Raw genomic sequence first — 22,307 nt, 5'->3', positions numbered from 1 at the left:
CGCAGCTCGCCCCACGTCCCCACCGGGTACATCCACTCGATGCCGTCGGGCCCGCGTGGGCGCGCCGCTGTGAGAGCGGACAGCGCAAGATCCTTGTAGGCGGACGGGACGGCCCCCGCTGGGCGGACAGCTGATCTCCCTCTCCGTGGACCCATTCGTGTCGGTTCCGAACAGACGATCCCTCCGGGGGTTGGCTCAGTGCTGCCTGGCATTGAGACCGACCACCCGGAGGGACGTTGAAGAAGTCTGACAGGGAGATCATGGAAATCTTCGAGGCCCTGGACGCCACTGAATGTGCGCATTCCGCGGCTGCGCTGGCGGGGGTCGATCCCAAGACCGTGCGACGTTACGCACGGATGAGGGACACCGGTCGGCCAACCGGTCTCGTCCGCCGGCCGAAGATGATCGACCCGTTCATGCCGAAGATCGAGGAGTGGGTCGACCGATCGCAGGGCAGGGTGCGGGCCGACAAGCTCCACGACCGCCTGGTCCTGCTGGGGTTCACCGGTGATGAGCGCACGACCCGGCGGGCGGTGGCGAAGGCGAAGGAAGCCTGGCGGGCCGGGAACCAGCGGACCTATCGGCCCTGGATCACCGAGCCGGGGCTGTGGTTGCAGTTCGACTGGGGCTGGGGGCCGAAGGTCCCGGGCCCGGGCGGCGGTGAGCCCCGCGTGACGCTGTTGTTCTGCGCGTGGCTGGCCTGGTCGCGGTTCCGGGTGGTGATCCCGACCTGGGACCGGACTCTGCCGACGCTGGTGACCTGCATCGACTCGACCTTGCGGGCGATCGGCGGGGCGCCGACCTATGCGCTGACCGACAACGAGAAGACGGTCACGATCGACCGGGTCGCCGGCATCGCGGTCCGTCATCCCCAAGTCGTCGCGACGGGGCGGCATTACGGGATGCAGGTTCACACGTGTGTCCCCTTCGATCCCGAGTCCAAAGGCGGGTCGGAGGCGACGGTCCGCATCGCGAAGGCGGATCTGGTGCCCACGACGGCGAATCTCCGCAAGGAGTACGACTCGTTCGCCGAGCTCCGCGGCGAGTGCGCGATCTTCTGCCAGACGGTGAACAACCGGACCCACCGCGAGACGGGCAAGGCTCCGTCCTCGATGCTCGACGTCGAGCGGACCAGGCTGCATCCGCTGCCGCCGGCGCCTCACACGCTCGCGCTGGGCGAGTCGAGACAGGTGCTGCGGGACCAGACCGTCCGTTTCGGGTCCGTGCGCTATTCGACGCCGTCCGGGCTGGTCGGCCAGGAAGCCTGGGTGAGGGTCGACGGCGACGAGCTGGTCGTCGTGGCCGACCTGTCGAAGCTGGCTCACCGGCCGGAATGGATGCAGGGCCCGGCCGGCCTGGCGGAAGTCGCCCGGCACGAGATCGCTCTGCCCGGCCGTCCGGTCATCCTCGCCGAGCACTATCCCAACCACCCGCAGGAGATGGACGGTTCACCGAAGCCGCCGCGGCCCCGGCCCGTCGATGCCGCCGAGGAAGCCTTCCTCGCGCTCGGTCCCGGGGCGAAGTCCTGGCTGATCGAGGCCGCTGCGGCGGGGACCACCCGGATGCGGGTGAAGATGGCCGCCGCCGTCGAGCTCGCGGCCCTGGTCAGTGTCGCCGAGGTCGACATGTCGCTGGGGCTTGCCGCGACCGCGGGCCGATTCGCCGAGGACGACCTGCTCTCCATCGTCCAGCATCGCAAGTCCGGCGTCCGTCCCGCCGACCTCGTCGTCGCCGACGAGGCCCACTCCGTTCAGCCCGGCACTTCCGCCTGGGCTGACTTCGGCCGCAACGGCGGCCCGGCAGAAAGGAATCTTCCATGACCGGCATCGCGTTGCTGGACCCGGAAACCGACCAGCCCGTCCCGGCCCCGTCTCCGGTCCCCTCCTCACCGGCCCCGCCGCCGATCCCGGCCGATCTGGAATCCGTCCTGAAGCGGATGCGGTTCCCCTACTTGCGCAAGGCGGCCCCGGACGTGCTGGCCACCGCCCGGTCGCAACGCTGGGACCCGGCCGAAGTGCTGCGGATCCTGCTGGAAGAGGAGATCAAGGGCCGGGAGGCGGCGACCCGCCGCAGCCACCGCAAGCAGGCGAACCTGCCCACCGGCAAGACGTTCAGCTCCTGGCGGGAGGAGGACTCCTCCATCCCCGCTCCGACCCAGCAGGCCCTGATGACGCTGGAATGGGTCGGCCGGTCGGAGAACCTCGCCATCGCCGGCCCGTCGGGCACCGGCAAGAGCCACTTCGCCGAGGCCCTGGCCCACAAGGCCATCGACCGGGGCATGCAAGTCGCCTGGTTCAGCCTCGAATCGCTGACCGCCCACGTCGGCCGGGCCACCGTCGACAACTCCGTCGCGAAGGCGATCGCGAAGATCACCCGGGCCAACCTCATCATCCTGGACGACATCGGGATGCTGCCGTCCGGCCAGGCCGCCGCCGAGGCGTTCTACCGGGTGATCGATGCCGCCTACGAACGCAGGTCCGTGATCGTGACCTCGAACCTGCATCCGTCGGGATTCGACTCGATCATGCCCAAGACGCTCGCCACGGCAGCAGTCGACCGGCTGTTGCATCACGCGCACATCGTCCTGACCGAGGGCAGCAGCCTCCGGCTCACCCAGGCAACCACGGGCAAGGGCGTCAAGCCACTGCACTGAGCCAGTCGAGGGACGAAAAGTCACACCGCACAAGGAGATGAACTGTCCGCCCACAAAGAGGTGCAATGTCCGCTCACCCGGATGACCGCGTGTCCGTGGACACGCTGTTCCGAAGACGTCGGCGTGGCGCTCACGGCCGGGGCCGGAACCGCCGGCGCCGACGAGACGGGTGACCTCGCGCCCGACACCGATGTCTCCGTGTCCACGCGCGGCCACAAGGCGATCTGCATGAAGGCCGTATCCGGCAACCTGCCCGAAGGACACCGGTACAAGCTGCGTGGGTGCGTCGTGAAGGGCAGCGAGCGCCAGTGCACCCCATGGCACGCGGTCCGCGCCTGATCCGCTGAAGGGCCGGGCCGCTCAGCGGCCCGGCCCGCGCCCGTGCAAAGACTCCTGTCGGACGTCACCGCCCGGCCCTTTGAAGGGCGGCTGTCTGCCGGCGAGTGAGAGCGCCCTGGCCCAGTCCGCCGGTACGCAGGGCGATGGGCTCACGGGCGAGCACTACCAGGGCCAGGACCTGTCGGCTCGTTCGCAGACTTCGCCGCCGGGTGCCCCTTGGCGAGGGTGCAAACGCCGTCCACACACCGGCGCTCCAGACGGCCGAGGGAAATGGTCTGCGCCAGGCCGGCCATCCAGCAGGCAGGGCAGCCGCGGAAGGCGATCAGGGCCAACGGGGCCGCCAGCAGGGCAGCCGGGCCGGCGACGGGCACCAGGGCGATCGAGCCGATGACCAGGCCGGCGCCGATGGCGCCCCGCGCCAGATGCCGCGGGACGGACTTGCTGGCGAACTGCATCCCGGGCGCGGCGGACTGTGCGGCGGCCTCGGCCTTCGCGCCCTGCGCAGCCTTCACGGAGTTCATGGTCTTCACGGTCGTGAGACTCCTCCCACTGGTTGGCCGATCGCTTGATCGCGCGCCTGACCGGCGGCTCGACCCAGTGGTCGGTCCGCCACCGCCAGAGAGTGACGCAGTGCGGCGCGTGCTCTGTGCAGCCGCGACTTCATCGCGGCGCTGCTCAGACCGAGCGCATGGGCGACGGTCCTGCCGGGCAGGCCCTGTACGTCCCGCATGATCAGGACCTGCCGCTGGTCACGGGGAAGGGCGCTGACGGCAGCCGCGATGCGCTCCGCCTCCAGCCTGCGCAGCACCGCGTCCTCGGCGGACGGTTCCGCAGCCGCCTCCGGTCCGGCTGTCGCCTCGTCGCTCCGCGAGACGAGCAGCCGTACCTGCCGGAGGCACTCGTTGCGCACGATCCGGAACATCCATGAGGCAAGCGCACCAGTGGCCCGCAACGTGCCGATCTTCCGATAGAGGATGATCAGTGCCTCCTGCGCCGCGTCCTCCGCGTCCTGCGGTGAGGAACACAGCGATATGGCGAACCTGCGCACATGAGGCTGCGACTCCATGACGACGGCGGTGAGCGAAGTGACGTCGCCGTCCTGAGCGGCCTTGATCAGCCGCTCGTCCGGCCAAGTGAAGCGTTGGTTCATCTCGGACTCCTCCCCGGAAGGCGCCCCGCGGGCACGGTGCTGCTGGTCAGCTTCGGCCCTTGTAGCGGCGCATCAGGTGCCAGCTGCACGCGCCCACGAGCAGGGCTGCGATCACTACGAGGCTGGTGACCATCATTGGTGGTTCCTCCCGGTTCTGCCGGCCCGTTCGGCCGGTACACAGACAAGAGACAGGGAGACCCGAAAAGGATTCGTCCTTCAGCGGCCAAGGGCGGCATACCGGCCTCAGGCTGTGGTCGCGGGACCACCGGGGGGGGGGAGGGGAGGGGAGGGACTGGTGGCGGGCGGTGTTCACGACCTGTCCAGGACGCCGAGCGGCGCGGTGAACCGCGACTGCCAGCCCTCCTTCGTCAGCACCACCAGCTGAACCGCCGCCGCACGGGTACGCAACGGCAGCAGGCTGCCGACCGCAGCGCGGACATGAGCGGCAGCTGTCGGGTCGTCCGCACCCATGGCGACCGTGACATGGGCGGCGGGCCGCACCCCGAAGCGGCCCCTGTACGGGCGCAACCCGGGCCACTGGGCACGGAACGCATCGACGAGCGGTTGGAGTCCCGGAACGGTGACGGCGACGAAGCCGGACGCCGTCACGACCTCCTCCAAGAGCAGATCAGCTGCCGGAAAACTCGCCGCCAGGCACCGCACACCCTCCTCGTCCTGACCCGTCAGCGCCGATTCCGGCACGAACGGATAGAGCAACGAGACGTGCGCCGGCACCCCACGGCGCACCAGAGCCGGGTCGATACGCCACGCCGCATCGAGGAGCGGGGCGGCATCGGGCAAGACAATGACGACGGCAGTGGTCCCCGGCTCTGGCATGCCGTCATCATCGCAAGCCGGTCCGCTACTGCGCCCGTTGCACTCCGAGGAGGGCGAGGCAGACGGCTTGGGCGCAGTCGAGACGGTCGCGGCCGGCGCCTCGCAGCGTCCCGGACGTCGTCGGCCCGCACGGCGATGAAGCACCCCCCGGCTTTTCACCCGGCGCGCTCCGAGCCGATGTGGGCGAGCAATGAAGCGGCGCCGTCCTCGGCGGCGATCTGGCGGGCGAGTTCGGCCGCGCGGCGGCGGTGGGCCGGCTCGGACAGGCAGGCCGTGATCGCGTCGCCGAGCGCTTCGGCGGTGAGGTCCTTGAACGGCAGAGGCCGGGGGGCCACTCCCAGCCGGTACAGCCGGGACGCCCAGAACGGCTGGTCGGCCATGACGGGGACCGGCAGGGCGGGTACTGCGGCCCGCAGCCCGGCTGCGGTGGTACCGGCCCCGGCGTGGTGGACGACGGCGGCGGTGTGAGGGAACAGCCAGTCGTGCGGCACGTCGCCGATGGCCAGGACGTCGGCGCCGCAGCCGCTCAGTTCGGCCCACCCCGCCTGCACCACCGCGCGCACCCCTGCCCGCTCCACCGCCGTGGCCACCAGCTCACTGAGCCGTTCTCCCTGCCCCACCGCCATACTGCCGAATCCGATGAACACCGGCGGCGGACCGGCCTGGAGGAAGTCGACCAGTTCGGCCGGGGGTTGCCAGCCGTCCGGGCGCGCCGGCCACCAGTAGCCCGACACCTCGACCCCGGGCGGCCAGTCCTCGGGGCGCGGCACCACCAGCGGGCTGAAGCCGTGGAAGACCGGCCGGATGTCCCCCGGCGCCGAGGGCCCGTCGGCCGGCAGTCCGAGGCGGGCGCGCAGCCGGGCCACGGTGCCCGCGAAGAGCCCTTCCGCGCGCCTCAGTACGTCCCGGCCCGCGGCGAGGTTGCCCTCCGGCCCCAGGCCGTCGTCGTTCCGCGCGTTGGGCAGCGGGAACGCTCCGGTGGCGAACGCCGGCGCGAGGTAGGTACCGATGACGGGCACGCCGAACGCTTCGCCGGCCGCCCGGCTGAGCGGTGCCGGGCCGAAGGCGGTGAGCAGCAGGTCGGCCCCGCCCGCCACGGCCTCCGCCACACCATCGGCGAGCCCGTCCGCGTACGCCCTTGTCAGCGCCCGGGCCTCCTGTGGCGACGCCGCCCGGGACCAGTCCCGGACCAGCCCCTGCGGGTCTCCCGGCACAGGCCGGTGATCGAGACCGCACCCGTCGACGAGTGCGGCAAAGGACGGGTGAGCGGCCACGGCGACCTGATGGCCCGCGTCCAGCAGGCTCCGCCCCAGGCCGGTGAAGGGCGCGACGTCTCCCCGCGACCCGGCGGTGACGATCACAATGCGCATGAAGCGATTCTCCCCGGCGTATGCCGCCCGGTCACCGTCGCCGTCCAGAAAATCGCCAGACGATACGGCGGGCGCCGCGGAGGGGCGCGAACGCTTTCGCGGGACGGACACAAGAAGGAGGAGGGGGCCGCGGAAGGCGCGGCCCGTGGAAGGGGAGGTCCGTGGCAACGGACGAGGAACAGCTGGCGCGCTCGGCAACCGACGCGTCGGCCTTTGAACCGCTCGTGGAGCGCCACTCGCGGGCGCTGCACGGCTACTTCGCGCGCCGGGCGCCCGGCGCGGCGGACGACCTGCTGGCCGAGGCATGGCTGCAGGCCTACGCGGCGCGCGGCACCTACGACGCGGCCCGCGGGCCGGCCAGGGCGTGGCTCTTCGGCGTGGCCCGCAACGTGCTGGCCGCGCACTGGCGTGGCCAGGAACGACCCGCGGCCGCCGCGCTCGCCGGCGAGGCGAGCAGCGACCCGTGGCACGCCGTCGACCGGAGACTGGACGCGGCGGCGGTCGCGCCGCTGATCCGCCTGACCCTGGCCGAGCTGCCGGCCGTGGAGCGCGAGCTGCTGCTTCTGATCGCGTGGGAGCAGCTCAGCCCCACCGAGGCCGCGGCCGTCGTCGGTATCCCCGCGGGCACGGCCAGGTCCCGGCTGCACCGGGCGCGCACCCGGCTGCGCGCGGCGCTCGGCCCCTTGGCCCCGCTTTCCCTGACAGGAGACCTCGTATGACCGGGCAGGACAGGAACACGGACGGCACGGACTTCCTCGACTTCCCCGGTGCCAAACGGCTGGTGGCCGCGGGCAAGGTCGCGCCGCCCTCGGCGGACGCCGTCGCCGCGGCGCTGGCCGCGGTGCGGTCGGCGGCCGGCCGGGCGCAGGAGGACGGGCCGGACGGGACGGCCGTCGAGCTCGCGTGGGAACCGGCGGCCGCGGTCGCGGTCGTCCCGGTGCGGACGTGGCGGCGCCTTCCCGTGCTCGTCTCGGTGGCGGCGGTCATGGCGATCGCGCTGGGCGCCGCGTTCCAGCCCGGGCAGGGCTCCGGGGACCCGCAGAACTCCCCGGCGGCCGAGCGGACGGCGGCGCCGGAGCGGACCGGCACGGCACCGTACTGGAAGGTGCGGACCGTCCAGTGGAACCGGAGCAGCACCCGGCCGCCGGACGAGACGCACCAGACCGAATGGCGGAGCCGGAGCGACCTACGCGGGAAGTCCGGTGACGGCCCGGTCCAGTACTACTCCTTGGACATCGCAGGGATTCCCTACAAGATCTGCAAAAATCCGGTCATGTGGGACGAGCTCAAGGAACTGCCCACCGACCCGGCGGCCCTGCGGGCCCGGCTCGTCGGGAAGACCACCGGGGAGTCGGTCGCGGAGGGGCTCTTCGACGGGGTCGAGGAACTGCTCTCCCAGTCACCCGCCGAACCGCGCCTGCGGGCCGCGCTGTTCCAGGTCCTCACCCGGATTCCCGGGGCGCGGGTGACGGAGCGGGTCAAGGACAGCACCGGGCGCGCCGGTACGGCCGTCGACCTGGACGCCGACACCTGGCACCGGCGGCTGATCATCGACACCGGGGAATTCCACGCGCTGGAGTCCGTGGACACGGCACGGGACGACGGCCTGATGTGGGGCAAGCAGAAGCTCCGGGCCGGGGACCTCCTCCACCGCACCACCTACCTCTCCGTCGGACCCGCCTGGGAGGCGCCGAAGCCGTCCCCCCGCCCCTAGGGCTCGGTGAACACCGGCGAAAACGGTGCGGAGAATGCCGGGTGGCCGGGACCGGTACCGCCGCACGACGAGGGGCATGGATGACACGACCTGGGCAACCCGCTTCCTCCGCGACGGCTTCGTCAAGCTCCAGGGCGCCGTCGCACCGCGCGTGGCCGCGCACCGCGCGCGGCTGCTGTGGCGAGAGACGGGCTGCGACCCGCACGACCCGGCCACATCGGCCCAGCCGCCGCTGGTACCGGCCGCGCCGTACGAACTGGAGCGGGCCGACGGCGCGTACTCACCCGTGGAGATCGCGATCCGCCGGGGCCCGGGCCGGAAGCCCCCCGGCCCGGACGGGACCGGCACCGAACGCAGCGCCGGATGGACACCCTTCCAGCGCCTGGGCAGCGGCACGTCCGGCGGCGCCGCACCAGCCGTTACCGACCAGCGCGGCGAGCGCTGACCCCCTTCCACGCCGCTGCGCGGCCGTAAGTGTTCCCAAGCGCGGCCCGGCCCATCGTGCGAAGAGACGGCCACTCCGCGCGCCTGGCCCGCGAGAACGCCCGGCCGTGTGATCGTCGTCCCCAGTGAACGACACGCCACCGGAGGAACCCGTCTCGTGCCAGCCGCGCTCTCCGCGCTGTTCGCCCTCCTGGCCGCCGTCGGCAACGCCACGGGCACGGTGCTGCAACGCGTGGGCGCCCGCACCGTGCCGCACGGGGACGCCTTCAGCGTCCGGCTGATCCGGCACCTGCTGCACAGCCCGGCATGGCTCGGCGGCATCGCCGTGATCCTCGGCGCCGCGGCCTGCCAGGCACTGGCCCTCAACCTGGGCTCGCTGTCGCTGGTGCAGCCCATCCTGGTGACCGAACTGCCCTTCACCCTTCTCATCGCCTCCGCCTACGCCCATCGCCGGCTGCCCGCGGCCGGATGGGCGGCGTCCGCCATGGTCGCCGCCGGCCTCGGCCTCGGGCTCGCCGCCGCCGCACCGTCCGGCGGCCACAGCACGGTCCCGGCCGGTACGTGGGCACTGGCCCTGCTGACCACGGGAGGAGCCATGACGCTCTGCGTCCTGGGCGCCCTGCCGAGGCCGCGCGGCCCGCTCCGCGCGGCCCTGTTCAGCTCCGCCTCGGCGATCGCCTACGCCCTGACCGCCACCCTCATGGCAGCCGCCACCGACGTCTTCGAGCGCGACGGCGCCGGAGCGTTCTTCACCGCCTGGCAGTTCTACGGTTTCGTGGCCACCGGGGCCTGCGCCCTCTTCCTCCTCACCAACGCCATGGAATCCGGCCCGCTGATCGCCTCCCAGCCCGCCCTCACCCTCGGCGAAGCCCTCGTCAGCCTCGCCCTGGGCATGCTGGTGTACGGCGAACGCGTACGCACCGGCTGGTGGCTGCTCCCGGAGGGGATCGGAGCGGTGCTGGTCACCTGCGGGGTACTGATCCTGCCGAGGGTCGACGCGAAGAGCCCGTCCGAGCTCTGACAGAGGGCCGGCGGCGGAATCGCGCGGCCCGGGCGACAAGGGCGCCGGGAACGCGCCCCGCCCCGCACGCCCCCTTCGCACCTGCAGGGGATGCGGGCCACGCGCTCAGTCGGCCCGTACGCGGGGCACCTGGAAACGTTCCGCGTGCTCCGCCGCCCACTGTGTGAACGTGCGCGGCGGGCGGCCCGTCACCTGTTCGACGGTGTCGACGACGGTGGTGGCGTCATCGCCCGGAGCGGCGTACCAGCCGACGACGTACTCGGCGCCCGCCCGGGACACGCCGGTGGCCATCAGTCTGTCGACGGCCTGTTCGTGCGTGATCGGAGCGAAATCGATGCCGCGGCGTATCGTCCGGGACAGGATCGCGATCCGTTCACGCGGGGTCAGCGGTTGGGGCCCCGTGAGGTTGTACGCGTGCCCCGCGTGGCCGTCGTCGAGGAGCGCGACCGCCGCCACGGCCCCGATGTCCGCCTCATGGACCAGCGCGCTGGGAAGGTCGTACGGCTCACGCACGATCCCCTCGGTGCGAATCGAATCGACCCAGGTCAAGGTGTTGGACATGAACTCCTGCGGTTCCAGGCGCGTCCACTGCACCCCCGACTCCGCCACGGCCCGCTCGACCGGCCCCACCCAGCCACCCCACACCACGGTGATCCGCCGCACGCCGGCACCGACCGCCCGCCGCACCAACTCGGGCCCGACCTCGGCGAGCCGGGCCGTCACCGTGATGTGCAACCGGCTGACGCCGTCGAGGGCTGCGTCCAGTTCCTCCGGCGCCGTATGCGTGCCGGCCGCCAACTCCACCTCGCCGGGGAACAACCCCGCGGCCGCGGCCGGATTGCGCGTCAGCGCTCGAACGCGCTCTCCTCGGCGGACCAGCTCTGCCACCACATGCCGGCCGGTGTTCCCCGTGGCACCCGTCACCAACGTCGTCATATCGTCGACTCCCTTTCGTTCCCGACGACGCTAGAAGATCAACCGCACTTGAGGTCAACGGCAGACTGCGGTCGACGCTCCGAGCCGCCCCGAAGCCGCAGATGCATTGCTGATCGCAAAAACGCATCAAATATGCACTCTGTACATTGCGCTTCGGTATGATGGGGAGTATGGGACTGAGCCTGGAGGAATCACTTCGATTGACGGTTGCGGCGTTGATGCAGGCGACGGGAGAGTCGCAGCGGGCAATCGCTTCGGTGCTCGGCCTGACGCAGACCCAGATCTCACGCCGCCAGTCGGGCGCCGCCTCATGGACCCTGGACGACGTCGACGCCCTGGCCGTGCACTACGGCATCGGCCCCCTGGACCTGCTGGCGGGCCCGACCCGGGCGTGCGAAGCCCTGCCCGCTTCCCGGCACCGCACGGCCGCCACCGTCAGGAAGGGGCGGTCCGGTGAGTGACTTCGACGCCATCGACTCGCTGCTCGCCGCCGTCGGCCCCCAGGCCGGGCTCCCGGCGCCGGAGCAGCGACGGGAGCTGCGGGAGCGGGCCCGCCTGTCGAAGGCCCAGGTCGCCCGGGCGCTCGGGGTGAGCCCGAGCACGGTCGCAGGGTGGGAGAAGGACAGAGCCCCGGTCGGCGAGCTCCGCACCAAATACGCGTATCTGCTGGACGGCTTGGCCGCGAAGTTCACCGCCGAGACGGAACCGGGAACCGCTCCCGGACCTGGGGAGGTACCCGCTGACGAACCGGCCGGACAGGCCGCGCCCGGGAGCCCGACCGAGCCCGCAGCAGGCGGTGACGGCGACGAGGTGGAGGTCCTCGCCGTGCCGCAGCCGTGCGTCCTGTGCGGCCGGCCGGCCAAGCACCGGGTAGAAGGCTTCACTCAGCACCTCGACCCGGCTGACTGCCAGACCACGGCTCCCGCCGCCCCGGCACCCGCGAAGCCCGTCAGCACAACTGCACGGCCCAAGACCGCACCGGCTGCGCAGCCCTCGACGCGCCCGTCCGAGCGTCCCCCCGGGCCCGCCCGGCGCGCGTTCCAGGAGCCCTCCGGCCCGGTCGACCTGATCGGCCAGGCGGTCCAGGCCGCCCTCGCCGAGCACCACGGCGACGTCGACGCGGCCACCGCGGCACTGCTGAAGAAGGCGATCCCGGACGCGATGCGCTTGCTGGACGAAACCCGCAAGGGCGCCCGGTACGACATCGTCGCCCACCCCTGGATCCCCGACATCCTCAAGAAGCAGACTTCCCGCGGCGCCGACCAGATCTGGGAGGCCCGCCCCAAGTGGACCCGCCACGACCTGCCGCCGGGCCGGCACGAGGTGACCGCGCTCGACATCAACGGCGCCTACCTCTCCGCCCTCAAAACCCACCTCCCGCTCGGCCGGCTCGAGCACTCCACCGGCCTGGCCCACGACCGCCGCCGCGCCGGGCTGTACCTGATCACCCCACCCGCGTGGGAGCACGAGGCGGTCCTGCCCAACCCGATCGGCAACCGCGACGAACCCGGCCCGCTATGGGTCACCGAACCCACCCTGCGCCTCCTCCTGCGCCTCTCCGGCCCGAAGCACGGGCTGTGCGCCCCCCCGGAGATCCACGAGTCCTACACCTCCGGCGCCACAGAGAACCTGCTGGAGAAGTTCCGCATCGCGTTGAAGGACGCCCGCGACGCGGCGATCGAGCAGGACGACGAGGTGACACTCGAGTACGTGAAGGCGATGTACTCGAAGTTCGTCTCGACGATGGGGGAGTCGAACTACAACCGGGAGCTCTACCGCCCCGACTGGATGCACATCATCCGCAGCCAGGCCTTCGCCAACCTCTGGCTCAAGGCCCTCAAGGCCCACGACGAGGGCCTCATGGTCGTCCGCGCGATGGGCACCGACGAACTCCACATCACCGGCGACTGGCGCCGTGTCTTCCCCGAAGGCCGCGGCGTTACCGAAGTCAAGGTCAAGGACACCTACACCGCCGGAACCGACGCGACCGAACACACCGAGACGGCAGGGGAGGGACAGCAGTAGTGCCGGAGAAGAACCTCGACTTCGGGAAGTTCGGCGCCCGCGGCATCAAGGGAAGCGCCGCCGTCGCCCGCAAGCTCGACGAACTCGCAGGCGGCATCGCCACCCCGGTCACCGCCAAACGCGGCCTGATAGCACGCCTGCACTACCTGACGAAGTCCGGCAAGAGCCGCCAGGCAGCCAAGGACGCCGGGCTGACGGTGACCGACCGGACGCTGAAGGCATGGCTGGAGGGCAAACGCCGGCCGTCGAAGGCCAACCTGGAACGCATCGACCGGGCCTACCGGATGGTGCGCCGCCAGAACGTCGCCCGCCACCTCCTCCAGCGCCTGAACCGGGACGGCCGCGGCACGCGGGTGGAGATCCACCCCCTCAACCAGTCCCAAGTGCCGCGCCCGCTGCAGCGGGTGGTGGAGTACCGGACGATGAACGTACGCCGCTGGGACAAGATCGTCACCTCCTGGGCCGCCGGCGACCACCAGGGCCTGGACGACGCATGGACCACCGATGTGCTCCCGGACCTCGGAAGCCAGTGGGGCCAGTACGAGTACGTCACCAACATCGGCTTCGCCGCATAGAACAAGCCCCCGGACAGGAAGTGGTCACCGACGCCCGTCGCAGTGGCGTACGGTGGGGACTACCGACGCGGGGTGGAGCAGCTCGGTAGCTCGCTGGGCTCATAACCCAGAGGTCGCAGGTTCAAATCCTGTCCCCGCTACTGCTTCGGCAGGGCCCGGATCCACCTGGATCCGGGCCCTGCCGCGTTTGCGGCTGCGGCCGCCCGGGTGGGCGACGAGCGCCGGGCCCAGGACGGCGTCGCCCGAGATCACGTTCAGCACGCCGGGCGGCAGCACCTCACGGCGCAGCCCGCCCGTCCGCAGCACCGCCAACGGGGTGTCGCGACCGTGGCCCCGGACTCCACGGCCGCGCCGAGGAGTCCCCGGGACTGCAGCAGGAACGGGGGCGCCGGCAGCCCGCGGAGAGAGCCGAGCGGCGGCTTCCCGCCGAAGTGCCATACAGGTCATCGACGCGTCGCAGGAGCCGAGTTCGGACGCCCGCCATGAATTGACGCGAGCGTCTCCCACAGTTCCGGAGTGCCTTCCGGAGATGGTTGCGACCCCGTTCCGGATGTGGTCTCATCGAGGAATCTCGGTAACTCGTTCATGAGCACGGTCACTCGCACAAAACCCCTGGGGGATCTGTGTCGGAAAAATTAACTGACCGGAATTCCGAAACCTCGACTCTCGCCGTGGCGGAGCGCGTCCGGAAAATCTGGGCCGAAGTCCTGGAAGTGACGCCCGAGTCCATCGACATCCACCACGGCGACTTCTTCGAACTCGGCGGATACTCCCTGCTCGCACTCCAGGCCATCGGCCGTCTGCTGGCCGAGTACAGCGTCGGCGAGATCGAGTCCGTAGAACTGGAAGGCGCCCTGCTGGACCGGCTGTTCGACAACCCGACAGCCACCGGCCAGGCCGAATGCCTGGTCGCCGCCGGCTACGGCACGGGCGACGCATGACCGCTCGCCCCGGCCGCGCCGCGCCGACGTCACCGCGTCCACCGACCACCGGCCGCCCCGCGCGGCCGCCGGCGGACAGCACGTACCCGCTCACCTACGGCCAGCAGGGCATGTGGTTCCTCGAACGCATGACGCGCCCCGTGCAATACCTGGACCCGGGCACCTTCCGGCTCACCGGCGAACTGTCCGAACCCGCCCTCCGCCACAGCCTCGTGGACGTGGTGCGCCGCCACGACGCCCTGCGCACCGCCTTCCCGACGGCCGACGGGCGCCCCGTGCAACGGGTCACCGCCGAGCCGGACCTCCCCTACCGCCTCCACGACCTCACCCACCTCGGCCCGCGCGAACGCCAGGCCGCCGCGGCAGCGCTCCTCGAAGCCGATCTCCACGACCCGTTCGACCTGGCACAAGGACCCCCGATCAGGGTCGCCCTCCTCCGGCTCGCCCCGGACGAGCACCTGATCCGGCTCACCCTGCACCACCTGGTCTCCGACGCCTGGAGCGGATGGGAAGTGATCTTCCCTGAGTGGGGCGGGCTCTACCGCGCCCGCCTCCACGGAGCCGAACCCGCGCTTCCCCCACCAGCGGCCCAGTACGGCGACTTCGTGGCCTGGCAGACACAGTGGTGCGACGGACCCGTCTACGCCCGGCAACGCGACTACTGGCAGCAGACACTGGCCGGAGCACCCCCGCTCCCCGACCTGCCGCTCGCCGCGCCCGGCGACGCACGCCCCGAGAGCGGACGGAACCCGTCCGCCACCGAGCGGCTGACCCTGCCCGACCCCCTCGCCGCCAGCCTCCGCGAAATTGCCCGCCGCGAGCGGGTGTCACTGTTCATGCTGCTGCTGGCCGCGTTCAACGCCCTGCTGCACCACCACACCGGCGCCACCGACCTGGTGGTGGGGACCCGCGCGGCCCTGCGCACCCGCCCCGGCTTCGAACAGGCGGTCGGATTCTTCGTCAACGTCCTGCCCATCCGCACCCGCGTCGACCCCGCCGCACCCTTCACGCACCTGCTGCACGAGGTGCGCCGCTCCTCACTGGCCGCCTACACCCACCGCGAGATGCCCTTCGAAAAACTCCTGACGGAGCTCGGGCTGCGGTGGCGCCCGGACTCCTTTCCGCTGGCCAACGTCCTGTTCACGTTCCAGAGCGCCCCCGAGGCGCCACCCGCGCTCGACGGCCTCACGGTCACCGCGGCCGACCAGGACCCCCAGTCGCCGTACGCCTTGGACGCCGTCATCAAGGACGGCGGCGGCGAGCTGCGGATGCAGTTCACCTACCACCGCTCCCGCTACGCGCCCGAGGCCGTACGCCGGCTCATGACCCAGCTGCGCGATCTGCTCGACGCCGTCGCCCGGGACACCGGCGCGAGCACGGACGCGCTGCTGGCCCGCGCCACCGCGACGGACGGGTGACGCCCGTCCGCACCACCACCGCAGCCGGCGCGGCCCGCCCTCCCGGGCCGCGCCACCGCTCTGCCCGGTGACCGCGATGCCGGACACGCCCCGTACCAGGACCAGCACCACCACCAGGCCCGCCACGACCGCGTGGAATTCGCCGAAATCGGCCGCCGCCCCGTTTTTTCAGCACCGCGTCAAACACCGGCCCGGTAACGAAGGGCAGGACGGCGGTCACTGCCGAATACATGGGCCGCCACGTACCACCGGAAACGCCACACTTGGGTCGGCATCCAGCGCCCCACGGTGGTGGGTGCGGTCCTCCTCCGTCATTCCGCTTCCATTAATTCAGCCGCCGGTGTTGTTCTTCCCTCAGCGGCCATCGGTCAGAACGATCGCACGCAACAAAACCCTCCCCCTAGCGGCCGGGCACGGAAAGCCCACCACTGTTCACCGGCAAGCCCATCACTCTCCACCGGCCCACGTTCACGGGCCGGCCGCCGCACGGGAAGCCCCCGGCGGCCGCTCCGTCGGAGTAGCCGGAAGGCTAGGTCCACAAGAGCGGGTGCCCCCGTCGACCACCCGTCGCTAAAGTCGGTTCCGGCCGAGGAAAGGAAAGGCAGCCGTGGCACAAGTGGTCCGACGCCGTGTCCCTTTCAGCGGAGAACGGTCCGCCGTGGCACCGGCAACCTGCGCGCAGCGACACATGTGGAACCTGATCCAGCGTCAATTACCCGACGCCGCCTTCTACAACCAGGGGCTCTGGACCGAGCTGCCCACTCGCGGCACGCCCCAGGACGTGCTCGACGCCTTCGCCGAACTCGTCGGCCGCTACGAGTCATTGCGCACCGCCTTCGCGCGCACCGCGGACGGCTCACTGACCCAGCACATCCTGCGCACGGGGCACTTCGAGGCAGAGATCCTCACCACCGGCCCCGGCGAGAGCCCGCAGGACGCGCTGCGCACATGGCAATACCGGATGCGGCACACCGCCTTCGACCTCGCGACGGCCCCACTGTTCCGCGCAATGGTCGTGCTGACCGCCGGCACCCCCGCACTCGCCGCCTTCTGCGTCTCGCACATCGCCGCCGACCTGATGTCCATGCGCCACCTGATCAGCGAACTCACCCGCCTGCTGGACGCCAGAACCACCGGCCGCCCGGCACCACCACCCGCCGCCCGGCAGCCCGTGGAACAGGCACAGTACGAACGATCCCGCAAAGGACGCGCCCTGCTGGCCCGGTCGCACGACTACTGGCGGCGGCAGCTGGCGACCGCCCCACCCTCCCTCTTCCCCACCCGCCGCCCCCGCCTCACCAGCACCCCGGACCCCGACCGCGCCGGACCGGAGCACTACAGCGCGGCCATGAACTCCCAGGCCGTACCGCTGGCCATCACCGCCCTGTCCCGGCGGTGGCGGGTGAGCGGTTCCGCGGTACTGCTCACCGCCGTCGCCCTGCTGCTCGGCAGCCGCGCACGCCTGCCGGCCTGCACCCTGCGACTGCTGACCGCCAACCGCTCCGAGCCCGAACTCCACGCCGCCGTCGCCAACCTGCACCAGGAAGTCCCCGTCACCGTCCCCCTCCAGGGCGAGCACGTCGCGGACATCGCCCGCGCTGCCTTCGCGGCCTGCACAACCGCCTACGCCCACGGCCTGTTCGACCCCGACCGGGCCGACGAGCTGACCCGGGCAGCCGGACGCGAGCGCGGCACCCCCATCGACCTGTCCTACTGCTTCAACGACATAAGAAACGCCCACGAGAGGCGAGCAGACACCGGCACGCCGCCACCGGCCCACGCCGTACGCGCCGCCACGGCCACGACCACCGTCGAGCCCTGCGACTTCGAAGAGGCCGAGACCTTCTTCTTCGTCGTCGTCTCCTACCGGCCCGGATGGCTGCGCCTGGTGGCCGACGCCGACACGGCCGCGCTCGCGCCGGACGAGGTGCACGGCTTCCTGCACGGCGTGGAACGGCTCCTCGTCGACCTGGCCTGCGAGCCGGCGGAGAAAACGCCCCCCGCCGAACTCGCCACCCGCGCCTGGCCGGACCTCCGCCATAGCCGGATGACCACGCCCCAAAGTGGCAGTGCCACCACCGGCACCGCCCGGGGAGACCGTTACGGGTGTACCACCTGGCAATAACGGGACCGAGAACTCCGGCCCGGGCGCCGGAGCCGTGGAACGGCTCGTCCTGGAACCGAAGGGGGCCCGTCTCATGTTCTGGTCCACCGCGCTGGACGGTGCCGGGCGGCACGACCGCGCGGCTGACCGAAGCCGCCGGTGCCGGGCACGGCGCCCCGTCCTGTCCGCGAGAGGAGCACCGGTGAGAGCGCTGCGGTGGCACAGGCCCGACCACGCAGAGATCGCCGACGACACGGCGCAACCCCGGATCGCAGCCCCGCGGGACGATGTGCGGGAACCGCCGATGAGCCTGGCGTCGGAGAGGCGGACCGACCCGACCGCCGGTGAGGCGGTCAAGGTGGTGCTGACCCCGTGACGAGGCCCGCCCGGTTCTGGCTGGCCGGAGAGGGCCTGCTCCTGATCGCCTGCGCCGGCGTGCTGCTGTCCCGCGGCCACCGGGTCACCGGTGTCGCCGGCCCCGAAGGCCCGGCGCGGAGCTGGGCCGAGGACCACGGCATCCCCGGCTCGCAGCGGGTGAGGCACCTGACCGGCCCGCGGCCCGACTTCCTCCTCAGCATCGTCAACCCGCATGTCCTCAACGCCGCAGAACTGGCCGCCCCGGCCCGGCTGGCGGTCAACTTCCACAGCTCCCCGCTGCCCCGCTACGCCGGGGTGCACTCGACGGCCTGGGCCGTCCTCAACGGGGAGACGGAGTACGGGGTCACCTGGCACGTCATGGCGGAGGAGGTGGACAGCGGTGACATCCTCGTCCAGCGCCGCTTTCCCATGGACGAGGACGAAACCGCCCTGTCGCTCGGCGTGAAGTGCTACCACCACGGCCTCGACTCCTTCACGGCCCTGATCGACGCCCTGGAACAGGACCGGCTCGCCCCCCGGAAACAGGACGCGGGGCGGCGCAGCTACTACACCCGCCGCGACCGGATGCCCGGCGCCGGCCTCATCGGTGCCCACCACACCGGCCAGGAGGTGGCCCGCTGGTGCCGGGCCGCCCACGTCGGCAACGCGGACAACGCCTTCGGCCTCCCCAAGCTCCTGGCCGGCGGGACGGCCGTCGTCCTGGACGAGGTGGCCGTCCGCCCCGCCCGCGACACCGCCCGGCCGGACCGCCCCCCGGGCACCCGCGTGCCGGCTCCGGGCGACGCGGTGGCCATCGCGACGGCGGGCGCCGATCTCCTCGTCACCCGCGTACGGCGACTGGACGGCACCCCCGTTGCCGCCCGCGAGTGGGCGGCCGACCTGAACTTCCACGAAGGAGACCGGCTGGCCCTCCCCACCCCCGAGACATGCCGCACGGCCGACGCGATCGACCGCGCCCACTGCGTACGGGAGGCCTACTGGGCCGCCGCCCTGGCCGCCGCACGCCCCCTGCCGACCGAGCTCACCGCCCGCCCCGCCCACGCCCCACGGACACAGCACCACATCCCGCTGCCCGCCCGCGCGGGTGTCTCCACCTGCACGGAGGCCGGCCGACGGGACCTCCTGATCCGGCTGGCGGCAGGCTGGACCGCCCACGCGGCCCGCCGGGGCGGCACGGCGCAGACGATCTGGTGGAGCACCCCTGCCGTACGGGCGGCGGCCGCCCCGCTTCCCGAACTCTTCGCCACCGCCGTGCCGGTGACTACGGACACGCCGACCACAGCGCTGGCGGAGGCGGTCCGCGCGGCGGAACGCCAGGGCACCTTCGCCCGTGACCTCCCCTTGCGTCACCCGCGGCTGGCGGCCCTGCCCTCCGCCGGCGACGGCCTGCTCTTCGCCCTGGACACCGACGGCTTCCGGCGCTTCCGCCCCGAGCCCCGCGCGACGGTCTGTCTGGACGCACCGGGGGAGCGGTTGCATCTGCTGACTTCCGACCCTGCCATGGCCGACACCCTGACTGCGATTCTTAGGAGCTGCTGCGCCCCCGCGTCTACGAATCGTAGAGAATAAGGCAGACCTGCCTCGGATCCGTAACTGGAATCTCTCATTTCGCCCGGGCGGATGAGTCAGTAAGGCCGCAGCGCGTTGGTCTCGAGGGTGAAGGAAAAGGGGCTGGGGATGTGGATCGGTTCACCGAAGTCGGCGTCTTCCCTCATGCGGTAGCGGCCGTTTTCAGGTTCGCTGAAGAGCGCGACGGTTTTCTGGCGTGCGTCCACGACGAGATAGAGAGGGATACCCATCAGGGGGTAATCGCGAAGTTTCCCGACCCAGTCGTTCTCCGGGTTGGAAGGGGAAACGATCTCTACCGCGATCAGAGCAAGTTCAGCCGGTACGCTGCTCTCCGTCGTCGCCATCGACTCTTCAGGCAAGTAGGTGAGGTCCGGATTGCGCACTTTCGCTGTCTGTGGCGACTCCAGGTCGGTGTTCCCTGTGTCGATGTAGCCGGCCGGGATGTGCGCATCGAACTGTTTCCGGATTTTGCTCAAGTTGAGCTGATGGATGGCTGAGGGCGAGGCTTGCATGACGATGATGTCGCCGGACAGCTCTGCTTTAAATCCGTCAGGCAAGGCGCGACGTGCCTCTTCCAACAACTCGAAATGCTTGGGGTCCACGGCGGCTACTCCTCCTCGGCATACTTTTCCCGGCATATCTGCAAATGCCTCAGGGCTGAAGTCTAGTGGCCCCGACGTGACACCAGTCCGTCCCACAGACTTTGAGGACGCTTACGGCTTACCGGCTCGGCACCTTCATCACCGGCCAGCGCACCCCACCTACCACCAGCACACCCACACCGCCAACTCGATCACTGAGCTCGAGAGCCTCGGCATGGCCTGGGACGAGAACAAAGCCACCCGGCAGGGACACATGACCACCGTCAAGGCCTTCCATGCCAGACCAGCCGGTCATCCGCTGTGTACGCGACACCTACACTCAGCTGCCCGCAATCTCGACGCCATCGTCCTTCCGGACCCGAACTGCACAGCCACACAACTCGTGAATGTTCCTGCGCCCGCTTATGGCGCAAGACGTGCGGCACGTGGCCCGCACCAGGGTCCTCGTGCCCCACGCCGTAGACAACGACGATGCCCCGCCGAGTGACCAATCCCTCCTCGTCCAGCGCGTCACTGCCGCCTTCTGGGCACATGACCCTACAGGTCCATCGCTCCACCACGGTGAGCAAAGCTTTGGCGCCCGCCTTCGGTCATCGCTGACGTAACTTCTGAGCCGCGCTAAGGCATCTCTGCAGGTCCCCGCACTTCAGCAAGGCTGGGAACCGACCGCGAGCCTGCGACCGCCGTCTCCGGTACGGCGGGTCGCGGGACCGGATTGTGCCGATCACCGAGGCAGGAGTGGCGCCGTGCTCCTTTCAACTCGCCGCCTCGATGTCGCGGACGGAGCCCGGACCGTACGCGCTCAATCCGGCCGGGTTGTTGTCAGTGGGGCTCACTAGGCTGAAGGGGCACAACAGCCGAAGGAGACCGACGTGGCCGTAATAGCGGCATTAACCAGCGGGAGATCGACAAGTTCGTCAAAGGCCTAGCCAAGGGCTTTGAGGGCGCCGCCCGCAGGAACCCCATCCGCGTTCCTGTTCATGCGGAGGCCAGGGCAGTCACCACGTCCTGGAGCTCCGAGGCGGACCTGGAAGAAGATCTGCTGCTCGCGAAGCTGCTGCTGTGGCTCGGCGACTACGCGATGGAGCACCCAGGGCAGTACGCCGAAACCGCGGAGTTCGCGGAGCAGAGGGCATCGGGCTGATGAAGCCGAGGTCCTCGTCCTCGCCCTGGAGCAGGCCGACTTCGTCAAGGTCCTGCGCTCCCTGGCGGCGATCTCCCGTCCATGCTCAGCGACAAGGGCCGGGTGCAGGTACGCCGGCTGCGCGTCCTGCAGCAAGACGGTGCGGCCCGGCTCCGGCATACGATCAGCGCACTGCTCAAGTGGCTCTTCGCTGTCGCCCCCGACCAGAAGCCCGTCGACCCCTCGGACTTCCTCGCCGCCCGGCGGCGTTCTTTGCGGGCGCCCCTGTGTCCGGCGAAGACCTTAGCCGTTCCGTGGCGCACCTGGCGCAGCGCGAACTGATCGAGCTCATCGACACCACACCCGCCACTGTCGCGCTCACCGGCGCCGGCATCGACACCGTTCTAGCAGGAGCAAGCGTGACCACACCACCGACCCGCTCGGGTGACAACTACACCTTCCACAACTCCAGCAACATCGTCGCCGGATCTCAACAGAGCGTCGTGCAGAACAACACCACCGGATCGACGCCTCCGCACTGCACGAGTTTGCCGCGGTCGTCAAGCAATTTGCTCCGGTCCTGGCATCACCCCGAGGAACAGGCGAGTTGATCGAAGACGCCGAAATCCTCAGTGACGAGAGTGCCCAGGGCGAGGACCCGGGCCGCATCCGCGCCGCCTACGACCGGGTGCGGGCGCGCTTGGAGGGGATCACCACCGTCACCGCCGGGCTGACGACACTCGCTACACAGGCCAAGCGGCCTACCAAGCCGTCTTCGGCGCCTGACATCCGGAACCCGTTCCGCCAAGGGCGAGGCGCGTCAGTTCTTGTTGATGCTGATCGAAGGGGTGCGAGCCGGTCGAGCACCGCTCACAGCTCGCTAGTCGCCTGCTCGCGGCCTTCAAAGAACAGCGGGTTGTCGGGTCAGCTCGATGGTGTCATCTGATTAGCAATTCTGCAATTGTTTTCCATGATGATGATCAGTGGGCTGGTGCAGAGCGCACCGCCGCACCCCTGATTGCCGAAAAACCCACACGACCACCACCTCCTCCTCCTCGGTCCACCCGGCCGCATCACCACCGCCAAAAAAAACCGCCCCCCCCAGCAC

At 70.8% G+C, this 22,307-nt stretch carries 23 protein-coding genes and 1 tRNA gene; 18 read left to right on the top strand and 6 right to left on the bottom strand.

What is annotated here, in order from left to right; genetic code table 11:
• Nucleotides 1-260 precede the first annotated feature (260 nt).
• From istA to JO379_RS32800, 3 genes are all read left to right on the top strand, one after another.
• Complete coding sequence (gene istA, locus JO379_RS32810) at nucleotides 261-1,820, top strand: IS21 family transposase (RefSeq protein ID WP_209513316.1); 1,560 nt, start codon at nucleotides 261-263, stop codon at nucleotides 1,818-1,820.
• Entirely contained in the window at nucleotides 1,817-2,653 is an 837-nt protein-coding gene (gene istB / locus JO379_RS32805) for an IS21-like element helper ATPase IstB (protein ID WP_245381325.1), read from the top strand. Before istA ends, istB begins: the two co-directional genes overlap by 4 nt.
• Before the next feature lie 123 nt (nucleotides 2,654-2,776).
• Nucleotides 2,777-2,992, top strand: a complete 216-nt coding sequence (locus tag JO379_RS32800; protein ID WP_209519090.1) for a hypothetical protein — start codon at nucleotides 2,777-2,779, stop codon at nucleotides 2,990-2,992.
• Nucleotides 2,993-3,141: 149 nt separating this feature from the next.
• On the opposite strand, the gene JO379_RS32795 is transcribed toward JO379_RS32800, so the two are convergent.
• From JO379_RS32795 to JO379_RS32780, 4 genes are all read right to left on the bottom strand, one after another.
• On the bottom strand, nucleotides 3,142-3,513 hold the full coding sequence (locus tag JO379_RS32795; protein WP_209519115.1) for a hypothetical protein: 372 nt from the start codon (nucleotides 3,511-3,513) through the stop codon (nucleotides 3,142-3,144).
• Between the two features lie 5 nt (nucleotides 3,514-3,518).
• Nucleotides 3,519-4,142 carry an RNA polymerase sigma factor gene (locus tag JO379_RS32790; protein WP_130880649.1) on the bottom strand — a complete coding sequence of 208 codons (624 nt, stop codon included), beginning with the start codon at nucleotides 4,140-4,142 and terminating at the stop codon, nucleotides 3,519-3,521.
• A gap of 309 nt (nucleotides 4,143-4,451) precedes the next feature.
• Nucleotides 4,452-4,979 carry a 2'-5' RNA ligase family protein gene (locus JO379_RS32785; RefSeq protein WP_130880650.1) on the bottom strand — a complete coding sequence of 176 codons (528 nt, stop codon included), beginning with the start codon at nucleotides 4,977-4,979 and terminating at the stop codon, nucleotides 4,452-4,454.
• A 155-nt stretch (nucleotides 4,980-5,134) separates the two neighbouring features.
• Nucleotides 5,135-6,349 carry a glycosyltransferase gene (locus tag JO379_RS32780; protein ID WP_209519088.1) on the bottom strand — a complete coding sequence of 405 codons (1,215 nt, stop codon included), beginning with the start codon at nucleotides 6,347-6,349 and terminating at the stop codon, nucleotides 5,135-5,137.
• Between the two features lie 161 nt (nucleotides 6,350-6,510).
• On the opposite strand from JO379_RS32780, the gene JO379_RS32775 reads away from it, so the two are divergent.
• The 4 genes from JO379_RS32775 (at nucleotide 6,511) to JO379_RS32760 (ending at nucleotide 9,528) form a co-directional block, all read left to right on the top strand.
• Entirely contained in the window at nucleotides 6,511-7,068 is a 558-nt protein-coding gene (locus tag JO379_RS32775; protein ID WP_130880652.1) for an RNA polymerase sigma factor, read from the top strand.
• Entirely contained in the window at nucleotides 7,065-8,063 is a 999-nt protein-coding gene (locus JO379_RS32770) for a hypothetical protein (RefSeq protein WP_209519086.1), read from the top strand. The genes JO379_RS32775 and JO379_RS32770 overlap by 4 nt, the downstream gene beginning before the upstream one ends.
• A gap of 76 nt (nucleotides 8,064-8,139) precedes the next feature.
• Nucleotides 8,140-8,508, top strand: coding sequence for a hypothetical protein (locus JO379_RS34290; RefSeq protein ID WP_372449154.1), 369 nt, complete (start codon nucleotides 8,140-8,142; stop codon nucleotides 8,506-8,508).
• Nucleotides 8,509-8,664: 156 nt separating this feature from the next.
• Entirely contained in the window at nucleotides 8,665-9,528 is an 864-nt protein-coding gene (locus tag JO379_RS32760; RefSeq protein WP_209519084.1) for a DMT family transporter, read from the top strand.
• Between the two features lie 105 nt (nucleotides 9,529-9,633).
• On the opposite strand, the gene JO379_RS32755 is transcribed toward JO379_RS32760, so the two are convergent.
• On the bottom strand, nucleotides 9,634-10,464 hold the full coding sequence (locus JO379_RS32755; RefSeq protein ID WP_209519082.1) for an NmrA family NAD(P)-binding protein: 831 nt from the start codon (nucleotides 10,462-10,464) through the stop codon (nucleotides 9,634-9,636).
• Nucleotides 10,465-10,634: 170 nt separating this feature from the next.
• Here JO379_RS32755 and JO379_RS32750 point away from each other — a divergent pair, with 170 nt between their 5' ends.
• The 9 genes from JO379_RS32750 (at nucleotide 10,635) to JO379_RS32710 (ending at nucleotide 19,474) form a co-directional block, all read left to right on the top strand.
• A complete protein-coding gene (locus JO379_RS32750; RefSeq protein WP_130880656.1) occupies nucleotides 10,635-10,925 on the top strand; it encodes a helix-turn-helix domain-containing protein in 291 nt (96 codons plus the stop codon).
• Nucleotides 10,918-12,489: a helix-turn-helix domain-containing protein gene (locus tag JO379_RS32745; protein WP_209519080.1), complete on the top strand. Its 1,572-nt coding sequence runs from the start codon at nucleotides 10,918-10,920 to the stop codon at nucleotides 12,487-12,489. The genes JO379_RS32750 and JO379_RS32745 overlap by 8 nt, the downstream gene beginning before the upstream one ends.
• Entirely contained in the window at nucleotides 12,489-13,064 is a 576-nt protein-coding gene (locus JO379_RS32740; protein WP_130880658.1) for a transcriptional regulator, read from the top strand. The genes JO379_RS32745 and JO379_RS32740 overlap by 1 nt, the downstream gene beginning before the upstream one ends.
• Before the next feature lie 66 nt (nucleotides 13,065-13,130).
• Nucleotides 13,131-13,204: transfer RNA gene (locus tag JO379_RS32735), tRNA-Met, on the top strand.
• 531 nt (nucleotides 13,205-13,735) lie between these two features.
• On the top strand, nucleotides 13,736-14,005 hold the full coding sequence (locus JO379_RS32730) for an acyl carrier protein (protein WP_207304009.1): 270 nt from the start codon (nucleotides 13,736-13,738) through the stop codon (nucleotides 14,003-14,005).
• Complete coding sequence (locus JO379_RS32725) at nucleotides 14,002-15,423, top strand: condensation domain-containing protein (RefSeq protein ID WP_209519077.1); 1,422 nt, start codon at nucleotides 14,002-14,004, stop codon at nucleotides 15,421-15,423. Before JO379_RS32730 ends, JO379_RS32725 begins: the two co-directional genes overlap by 4 nt.
• Before the next feature lie 658 nt (nucleotides 15,424-16,081).
• The gene (locus JO379_RS32720) at nucleotides 16,082-17,548 is read left to right on the top strand and encodes a condensation domain-containing protein (protein ID WP_130880661.1); all 1,467 of its coding nucleotides are present in this window, start codon (nucleotides 16,082-16,084) and stop codon (nucleotides 17,546-17,548) included.
• A gap of 181 nt (nucleotides 17,549-17,729) precedes the next feature.
• Nucleotides 17,730-17,903: a hypothetical protein gene (locus tag JO379_RS32715; protein ID WP_165451635.1), complete on the top strand. Its 174-nt coding sequence runs from the start codon at nucleotides 17,730-17,732 to the stop codon at nucleotides 17,901-17,903.
• Nucleotides 17,900-19,474 carry a formyltransferase family protein gene (locus JO379_RS32710; RefSeq protein WP_209519075.1) on the top strand — a complete coding sequence of 525 codons (1,575 nt, stop codon included), beginning with the start codon at nucleotides 17,900-17,902 and terminating at the stop codon, nucleotides 19,472-19,474. Before JO379_RS32715 ends, JO379_RS32710 begins: the two co-directional genes overlap by 4 nt.
• Nucleotides 19,475-19,530: 56 nt before the next feature.
• Here the strand turns inward: JO379_RS32710 and JO379_RS32705 are convergent, their stop codons facing one another.
• On the bottom strand, nucleotides 19,531-20,076 hold the full coding sequence (locus tag JO379_RS32705) for a Uma2 family endonuclease (protein WP_242626333.1): 546 nt from the start codon (nucleotides 20,074-20,076) through the stop codon (nucleotides 19,531-19,533).
• 1,225 nt (nucleotides 20,077-21,301) lie between these two features.
• Here JO379_RS32705 and JO379_RS32700 point away from each other — a divergent pair.
• Both JO379_RS32700 and JO379_RS32695 read left to right on the top strand, forming a co-directional pair.
• A complete protein-coding gene (locus tag JO379_RS32700) occupies nucleotides 21,302-21,541 on the top strand; it encodes a hypothetical protein (RefSeq protein WP_209519073.1) in 240 nt (79 codons plus the stop codon).
• Nucleotides 21,514-21,810 (top strand): hypothetical protein, encoded by a 297-nt coding sequence (locus JO379_RS32695; RefSeq protein ID WP_209519071.1) that lies wholly within the window; start codon nucleotides 21,514-21,516, stop codon nucleotides 21,808-21,810. The genes JO379_RS32700 and JO379_RS32695 overlap by 28 nt, the downstream gene beginning before the upstream one ends.
• The last annotated feature ends 497 nt before the right edge of the window (nucleotides 21,811-22,307 follow it).

The organism is Streptomyces syringium, assembly GCF_017876625.1.
GTDB lineage: Bacteria > Actinomycetota > Actinomycetes > Streptomycetales > Streptomycetaceae > Streptomyces > Streptomyces syringius.
Note: the sequence above shows the minus strand (reverse complement) of the source record. Positions and strands in the feature narration are given on the sequence as shown.

Bases quoted from the DNA above. Each gene is read 5' to 3' on its own strand.
- JO379_RS32725 (WP_209519077.1), top strand. From the start codon at position 14,002: ATGACCGCTCGCCCCGGCCGCGCCGCGCCGACGTCACCGCGTCCACCG.
- JO379_RS32770 (WP_209519086.1), top strand. From the start codon at position 7,065: ATGACCGGGCAGGACAGGAACACGGACGGCACGGACTTCCTCGACTTC.
- JO379_RS32700 (WP_209519073.1), top strand. From the start codon at position 21,302: ATGCTCAGCGACAAGGGCCGGGTGCAGGTACGCCGGCTGCGCGTCCTG.
- JO379_RS32755 (WP_209519082.1), bottom strand. From the start codon at position 10,464: ATGACGACGTTGGTGACGGGTGCCACGGGGAACACCGGCCGGCATGTG.
- JO379_RS34290 (WP_372449154.1), top strand. From the start codon at position 8,140: ATGGATGACACGACCTGGGCAACCCGCTTCCTCCGCGACGGCTTCGTC.
- JO379_RS32750 (WP_130880656.1), top strand. From the start codon at position 10,635: ATGGGACTGAGCCTGGAGGAATCACTTCGATTGACGGTTGCGGCGTTG.
- istA (WP_209513316.1), top strand. From the start codon at position 261: ATGGAAATCTTCGAGGCCCTGGACGCCACTGAATGTGCGCATTCCGCG.
- JO379_RS32790 (WP_130880649.1), bottom strand. From the start codon at position 4,142: ATGAACCAACGCTTCACTTGGCCGGACGAGCGGCTGATCAAGGCCGCT.
- JO379_RS32795 (WP_209519115.1), bottom strand. From the start codon at position 3,513: ATGAACTCCGTGAAGGCTGCGCAGGGCGCGAAGGCCGAGGCCGCCGCA.
- JO379_RS32785 (WP_130880650.1), bottom strand. From the start codon at position 4,979: ATGCCAGAGCCGGGGACCACTGCCGTCGTCATTGTCTTGCCCGATGCC.
- istB (WP_245381325.1), top strand. From the start codon at position 1,817: ATGACCGGCATCGCGTTGCTGGACCCGGAAACCGACCAGCCCGTCCCG.
- JO379_RS32780 (WP_209519088.1), bottom strand. From the start codon at position 6,349: ATGCGCATTGTGATCGTCACCGCCGGGTCGCGGGGAGACGTCGCGCCC.